The sequence below is a fragment of the Oceanisphaera submarina genome (assembly GCF_046521305.1).
GTDB lineage: Bacteria > Pseudomonadota > Gammaproteobacteria > Enterobacterales > Aeromonadaceae > Oceanimonas > Oceanimonas submarina.
In genome coordinates this window covers 487474-494410 of sequence record NZ_JBKGFN010000001.1, presented here as the reverse complement: position 1 = coordinate 494410, position 6937 = coordinate 487474, and the positions used below count along the sequence as shown (strand labels likewise).

Annotated in this window: 6 protein-coding genes and 1 pseudogene; 6 read left to right on the top strand and 1 reads right to left on the bottom strand. The window is 53.6% G+C overall.

The genetic code is table 11. The annotated features are described in order from the left end of the window. Nucleotides 1–60: 60 nt before the first annotated feature. Nucleotides 61–777, bottom strand: a pseudogene (locus tag ACLEIV_RS02550) (IS5 family transposase); the annotation flags it as partial. A gap of 294 nt (nt 778–1071) precedes the next feature. Here ACLEIV_RS02550 and ACLEIV_RS02545 point away from each other — a divergent pair. The 6 genes from ACLEIV_RS02545 (at nt 1072) to trbJ (ending at nt 6930) form a co-directional block, all read left to right on the top strand. Then, nucleotides 1072–1317, top strand: coding sequence for a helix-turn-helix transcriptional regulator (locus ACLEIV_RS02545; protein WP_094199507.1), 246 nt, complete (start codon nt 1072–1074; stop codon nt 1315–1317). A gap of 4 nt (nt 1318–1321) precedes the next feature. After that, complete coding sequence (locus ACLEIV_RS02540) at nt 1322–2158, top strand: helicase RepA family protein (protein WP_477529379.1); 837 nt, start codon at nt 1322–1324, stop codon at nt 2156–2158. Next, complete coding sequence (locus ACLEIV_RS02535; RefSeq protein WP_410455074.1) at nt 2145–2900, top strand: ABC transporter ATPase; 756 nt, start codon at nt 2145–2147, stop codon at nt 2898–2900. Before ACLEIV_RS02540 ends, ACLEIV_RS02535 begins: the two co-directional genes overlap by 14 nt. 856 nt (nt 2901–3756) lie before the next feature. Further along, nucleotides 3757–4131, top strand: a complete 375-nt coding sequence (gene traJ / locus ACLEIV_RS02530; RefSeq protein ID WP_410455073.1) for a conjugal transfer transcriptional regulator TraJ — start codon at nt 3757–3759, stop codon at nt 4129–4131. Beyond that, nucleotides 4128–5906, top strand: coding sequence for a TraI/MobA(P) family conjugative relaxase (gene traI, locus ACLEIV_RS02525; RefSeq protein ID WP_410455072.1), 1779 nt, complete (start codon nt 4128–4130; stop codon nt 5904–5906). The genes traJ and traI overlap by 4 nt, the downstream gene beginning before the upstream one ends. 253 nt (nt 5907–6159) lie before the next feature. After that, entirely contained in the window at nt 6160–6930 is a 771-nt protein-coding gene (trbJ, locus tag ACLEIV_RS02520) for a P-type conjugative transfer protein TrbJ (protein ID WP_410455071.1), read from the top strand. The last annotated feature ends 7 nt before the right edge of the window (nt 6931–6937 follow it).

Below are 6937 nucleotides of genomic sequence, written 5' to 3'. Positions count from 1 at the left end.
CAGTTCAGGCCGAGAATCGGTCTAATTTATTGTCCGGGATTAGTTGACCACTACAAGGTGACCTGATTTCAGCGCAGCAACGGCCTCGTTCCTCGGATGTCCTTCGTCCCAATAACCGGCATTCTTGCGAGGTGGAATGGTCGCTTTGCTGCCTTTTCTGAGCAGTAACTGATGGCACTCCTTGGTATCGTAAGCTCCATCGCCCGAGACCTGGTGCAACCGGCGCCGAAGCGGGTTGAGCAGCGTCGGCAGTACCTCGTTATCCGCCACATTTTCCAGGCTGACTTCAGCGGCAATCACCTCGTGGGTTTGCGCATCGACCGCAAGGTGCAACTTACGCCAGACCCGGCGCTTACCCTTGCCATGTTTACGTTGTTTCCATTCGCCGTCACCAAACACCTTCAGCCCGGTGGCATCGATGACCAGGTGAGTGACCGCGCCTTTGCTCGGCAAGCGGTACCTCACGTCCACGGTCTTGGCTCGTTTGCTGATACTGCTGTATCCCGGTGAGGTCAGCGGCACGTCCATCAGCTGAAAAATGGAGTTGATAAACCCTTCCAGTGCCCGCAACGGTAAGCCGAAAAAGGCTTTGAGCATCAGCGCCGTTTCAATAGCACTATCGCTGTATTGGAAACCGCGGCCTCGGCGGCCATGGTGTTCATGGCAATGCCACTGTTCGATGGCCTGTTCATCGACCCAGAAAGTGAGTGAACCGCGATGAATCAAGGCTCGATTGTACTGCCGCCAGTTACTGATGTTGTGTCGTGCATTGCCCATCGTTCTGCTCCCGAGTCCATTCGTCAGGAGATCGGATCACGGGAGAAGCAGATAGTTCCCTGATTTAGGAAACAACGCCAATTTTAGCGGCTAAAAATAATGTGATGATTTCTTCCTTAGTGCTCATGTTTGTTTTCATTCAGAATGTCTGGCTTAACTTTTTATGCCTTTTTCTTTTTTGTTTTTCGATATATCGAAATTTATTTTAAAGTTAAAATTTAATTTTGTTTTTTATTTAAAAAAATATTTTTGTTGTTAGTATTAAAGTCTCTTCTGGTCTTGGGAGGCAATTAAATGCAAACAGTGGCACATAAAACACTTATTAATAAAAGGGTACTTCTGGAGATGATTCCGCTTTCAGCTCGGACAATTTACAACATGGAACAGCGTGGTGAATTTCCTCGCCGTATTGCGCTAACCAGCAGAAATGTTGCCTGGGACCTGGAAGAGGTTGAGAAATGGATTGAAGAACGGAAGTTATCTGGCCTTCAGGCTATGCGGCCTGGTTATTTCATGGGAGGCCAACGCTGTGGCTCTTGATCTTATGTCTGCATTTACCGAAACGCCGCTGCCTATTGATTACGTATTGCCTAATATGGCTGCGGGAACCGTAGGGGCCATTGTTTCACCTGGTGGAGCAGGCAAGTCCATGCTGGCTCTTCAATTGGCGGCACAGATAGCTGGAGGGCCTGACTTGCTGGGCATTGGTGAGCTAGTTACCGGCTCTGTGGCCTATCTGCCTGCCGAAGACCCGACAGCGGCTATCCATCACCGATTGCACGTTCTGGGAGCACACCTCTCGCCCATACAACAACAAGCAGTAGCCCATGGGTTGCTTATTGAGCCACTGATTGGCAGGTGTCCTGACATTATGTCTTCAGCGTGGTTTGACGGCCTCAGGAAGGTTGCAGAGGGGCGACGCCTGCTGATTCTGGATACACTGCGGCGCTTTCACATCGAAGAAGAGAACGCCAGCGGGCCTATGGCGCAGGTGATAGGTCGAATGGAGGCCATTGCCGCTGAAACGGACTGCTCCATTGTGTTTTTGCACCACGCTAGCAAAGGGGCGGCCATGATGGGGAGTGGCGACCAACAGCAAGCCAGCAGGGGCTCATCAGTGTTAGTCGATAATATCCGTTGGCAAGCCTATCTTGCCGGCATGACGGCAGGAGAAGCCGAAGAATGGGGCGTGGATGCTAACCAGCGGAGGTACTTTGTCCGTTTTGGTGTGAGTAAAGCGAATTACGGTGAGCCATTCTCGGAACGCTGGTTTAGACGGCATGAAGGTGGTGTGCTCAAACCCGCCATTCTGGAGCGCCAAAAGCGGCAGCAGTTTGTGAAGCCGAAAGCAGTGGTAGGGCTTGGTGATGACAATTGGTAATAAGGTCACTCCCACCAGCACGGCATTACAGGCGCGTGTGATGATCTATCAGCCCACTCAGCGTCCCCGAGAACGCAAGGGACAATGGATGGACACCTGCTTTGGTCGCTGTCGAGTCACCGGCAGGCTCGGACAGCGCCATGCCGACCTTTTGGAATCCATGCTGTACGTTGCCGAACGGAAGCGGGATGTGTCGGATGGCGGAGTGGAGCTTCTGGTAGACCCTGCGAAGCTTCGCCGGACAATGTCAGATCATCAATACAGCCTTACCCAGATTGAGAAGCTGTTGGCTGAACTGCGGGCGGCGACCATCACTATAGAGACGCCGCAGTTTGATTTCCCCATTATCGGTGGCCTGATCGATCATGTCATACCCTCACCAATGACTCGACTGGACCCCCTAACGCGAGGGGAGCGTAATTTGTGGCGTGTTCGGCTGGGAGTGGCCCTGGTTATGTTGCTAGAGCATGATTTATCTCTTCACTATCAGCCAGCACCTATCACCAGGCTTAAGCATGGGATCAGTCAAGCTGTCGCTCGCCATGTGCTGACCCATAAGCACGCTCCAGCCGGAGGCTGGCATATGGATACCCTGATCCGTGCCGTGTGCGGTGATGATGTCGCTGGCCAGGTCATGCGTGATGGGCGCAGACGGCTGAGACTCGATGCTACTGGGCTGGCCACATTGGGGATAGAAATCACTGATGAAAACAGAGTAACGCGTGGCACAGCCGCCCGATAGCGTGGCACAGCCGCCCGAGGGCGTGGCACAACCGCCCGAAAGCGTGGCACACCCGCCCGATTTTTTGCCGTTTTAGCAGGATCTTCAGGATATTCAGGATATCCAGGCGGTATAACCGCTCGCTTTATGCGAGCGTTTACATCTTAAGGAGAAAAGCTCTGCCGAGCTTTATTAAAGGCCTGCGGCCGAAGGTTTAACGCCAGGAGGTAAATGGCCCATACGGCTCAGTAACTCTTATTCCTTGGCGTTCAACCCGACCGAAGGGAGGAAATGATCAAGGCACTTCGGTGTGTTGTTGCGTATGTAGATGCTGAAAGTGTCAATGAAACGGGTTTTTACAAACTTCATGCTCATTTAACTTATTAAAACTTAAGGGTTTTATTTTTATTCTGCTCACGGCATCCCCGTTTTGTTGACACTTGAGGGGCGCAAGAATCGGGCTTTATTGACATATGAGGGGCGGTGACCTGAGTAAATAAGGATACCGGGTGGAAAGCTGTGTATTCCAGTGTGCAGAACATAATGACAGCGCTACAGGAAAACGCTGCTAGAGCGCTATTTTACTGCTGTTGGAGCACAACTGGATCGCTGTCACTGTCGGGCTAATCGTTCATTCAGGCTGTTATGGCAGGAATACACAGCAAAAAACAGATGAAAACAAAGAAAAGCAGAGAAATGCACAGGGCATACATACAAGAATCAAGGCTGAGGTGCGGGCAGGATGTGTGAAGTAGTCCCACCATGCAAGCATGGCGGAGCTTCTTCACTGGCCCTTATTCGCACCTTCGGTGCTCAACGTTCAACCTGCCCTGCGGGGCTATAGCGCTTTGCTGGCAACCACGAAGAGGACATCAAAATGGAGGCACAGGAAAACAAAACAACCAGGAAGAGCTGTACCCCGATCAAGGTGTATTGCCTGCCTGAAGAAAGAGCGGTGATTGAAGAGAACGCCAGGAGGGCGGGACTGAGTGCGTCAACCTATCTGCGGGAGGTGGGTCAGGGGTATCTGATACAGGGAGTAACCGATGCGGAGCAGGTGCGTGAGCTGGTCAGAGTAAACGGTGATTTGGGCCGCCTGGGTGGGCTTTTAAAACTCTGGCTGATGAATGATGCCAAGGTGGCTGCGTTTGGACCCAATACGATACTGGCGCTTCTGCAGCGTATCGAAACGAATCAGGAACGAATGAGCCACCTCATGGAGTTCATTCTTCGGCCAAGGGCCGAATCATGATTGCCAAACACGTTGCCATGCGCTCACAGGGCAAATCCGATTTTGCCGGGCTGGTGAATTACATCACCGACAAGCAGAGCAAGGAGCATCGGTTGGGCCAGGTGCGGTTGACCAATTGCGAGGCGCGTTCAATCAGGGATGCCATCAGCGAAGTGCTGGCAACCCAGTTTGCCAATACTAGGGCGAAAAGTGACAAGACGTATCATCTGATTGTCAGCTTTCGGCCCGGTGAACAGGTAGACGCCAAAACTCTGGCCAGCATCGAAGACTGTATTTGTGAGGGACTGGGCTTTGGTGAGCATCAGCGCATCAGTGCCGTTCACAACGACACTGACAACCTGCATGTTCATATTGCCATCAACAAGATCCATCCAAAGCGCAACACCATTCATGAGCCCTACTACTCACACCGAGCATTGGCCGATCTATGCGGGGCCATGGAGCAGGACTACGGATTGCAGCAGGATAACCATACGCCGCGCCGGCAGGGTGCTGAGGCCCGGGCAGCAGACATGGAGCGCCATGCGGGGATTGAAAGCCTGATTGGCTGGATAAAGCGCGAGTGTATGGATGAGCTGAAAACGGCGCAGTCCTGGAGCCAGCTGCACCAGGTGATGAGTGCTAATGGTCTGGCACTTAAAGCACGGGGCAACGGGCTGGTTGTGGTGGCCAGCAATGACGTAACGGTAAAAGCCAGCACCCTGGGGCGTGATTTCTCCAAGCCGAAGCTGGAAGCACGTTTCGGACCGTTTGAGCCTGGACAAACGCAACAAACCAGCCCCCGACGGACTTACCGTAAAGAGCCGGTGCGACTGCGGATAAATACCACCGAACTTTACGCCAAATACAAGGCTGAGCAGGCGACAGCAACGGCTAACAAAACAGCGGCTCTGGAAGCAGCACGGCAGCAGAAAGACCGAAGGATTGGGCACGCCAAGGCCAAAGGCAAAGCGAGGCGGGCAGCGATAAAACTGACCGGCAGCGGCAAGCTGACCAAGAAGCTGCTTTATGCACAAGCCAGCAGTGCTTTGAAAGCCGACATTGACGCCATCCTGAAACAGTACCGAGAAGAGCGCACGGCCATTTATGAAGCCAATGCTCGACGTACCTGGGCCGACTGGCTCAAGCAGAAGGCCCAGCAAGGAGACACTGAGGCGCTGGCGGCGCTGCGGGCCAGAGAGGCTGCTCAGGGCCTCAAGGGCAACACGCTCAGGGGAGAAGGGCAGACGAAGCCCGGGTATACACCGGTGATCGATAACATCACAAAGAAAGGCACCATCATTTATCGGGCTGGCTCCAGTGCTGTACGCGACGACGGCGACCGGCTGCAGGTATCCAGAGGGTCCGGCCAGGCAGCTGTGCAGAGTGCGCTCAGAATGGCGATGGAGCGCTATGGCAACCGCATTACTGTGAATGGCTCGCCGGAGTTTAAGGCAAGGGTGATCCGTGCGGCTGTGGATGGGCAGCTATCGGTTACGTTTGCTGATCCCGGCCTGGAACAACGCCGTCAGTCGTTAGCCAAGAGTCAGAGCAAAACCGATGGTAAAGCTCGAAGCGGACGCGCAGGAGTGCCACCAATCGGCCAGTGTCCGCCATCAATGCGCCGTAACCGGCTGCAAACCCTATCTCAGCTTGATGCATTGAGCTTTGAGAAACGCGCAAGCAGAGCACCCATTCAGTCAAAACCAAGTGAACAGGAGCGGCGCAAAGCCAGGTTACGAGCAGAAATGGACGCCAAGAAAGCGAAAAGACAAAAGAAGGGGCGGTCACTGTAACGTCTTCTTTATTAACCCTCGGGAAGCCTAACCGTTCCCCAGGACAATGACACCGATGTTCAACAACCATGAGGCCGCGCGTTCTAACGGTGTCGCGCAGGTCGGACGCCGGGATAGTAAGTGACAAGCTATCTCTGTAGAGGTCCACATTCACCGCTGATGCTCAGCAGGGGTAGCGATCACCATCATTCTGGTAGCTCGCTACAGGTTGGTGAGTGCAACTTAGTCACGACAACACTAAGAGCACTCAATCATGCAAAAAGAACCGATTTTAGCGGCTAAAATGGCTGCGCTCGCTTTTTCTGTCGCCCTGATCTCTCCTGTGCCCGTGCAGGCGGGCATTCCCGTGGTGGATGGCACCAATCTGGCTCAGAACACCATGTCAGCGATGGAGGCCGTTGCACAGACCCTGCAACAGATTCAGGAATATCAGACCCAGCTGCAGCAGTACGAAAACCAGCTGCAAAACACCATGGCTCCGGCTGCTTACATTTGGGATCAAGCTCAGGCCACCATCAATAATCTCGTTCAGGCAACTAATACTCTTCAGCATTACAAAAATCAGCTTGGCAGCCTGGATGCCTACCTAGGCAAGTTTCAGGACGTGGCCTATTACCGGGGCTCCCCCTGTTTTAATGGCTCTGGCGGTTGCACGCCGAGTGAACAAGCAGCAATGGAAGAAAACCGCCGCCTGGCGTCTGAGTCGCAAAAGAAAGCCAACGACGCATTGTTCAGAGGGCTGGAGCAGCAGCAAGACAACTTGCAGACCGACTCGCGGCAGCTCCAGCGTCTGCAATCTGCCGCCCAGGGCGCAGACGGCCAACTGGCCGCCATCGGCTATGCAAACCAGCTTGCCAGCAACCAGGCCAACCAGCTCCTGCAAATCCGCAGCTTGCTGATTGCTCAGCAGAACGCTGAAGCTACACAACGTGCAGCGGAAATGGATGCCCATGCCAGAGGCGAAGCGCGAGAGAAACAGCTTCGCACCTGGAGTTATCAGCCCAGCTCAGCAGATCGTTACTAAGGAGGAC

What these genes read in the sequence shown, in the direction of transcription:
- traJ (WP_410455073.1), top strand. Translation starts at nt 3,757, where the DNA reads ATGGAGGCACAGGAAAACAAAACAACCAGGAAGAGCTGTACCCCGATC.
- trbJ (WP_410455071.1), top strand. Translation starts at nt 6,160, where the DNA reads ATGCAAAAAGAACCGATTTTAGCGGCTAAAATGGCTGCGCTCGCTTTT.
- traI (WP_410455072.1), top strand. Translation starts at nt 4,128, where the DNA reads ATGATTGCCAAACACGTTGCCATGCGCTCACAGGGCAAATCCGATTTT.
- ACLEIV_RS02545 (WP_094199507.1), top strand. Translation starts at nt 1,072, where the DNA reads ATGCAAACAGTGGCACATAAAACACTTATTAATAAAAGGGTACTTCTG.
- ACLEIV_RS02535 (WP_410455074.1), top strand. Translation starts at nt 2,145, where the DNA reads ATGACAATTGGTAATAAGGTCACTCCCACCAGCACGGCATTACAGGCG.
- ACLEIV_RS02540 (WP_477529379.1), top strand. Translation starts at nt 1,322, where the DNA reads ATGTCTGCATTTACCGAAACGCCGCTGCCTATTGATTACGTATTGCCT.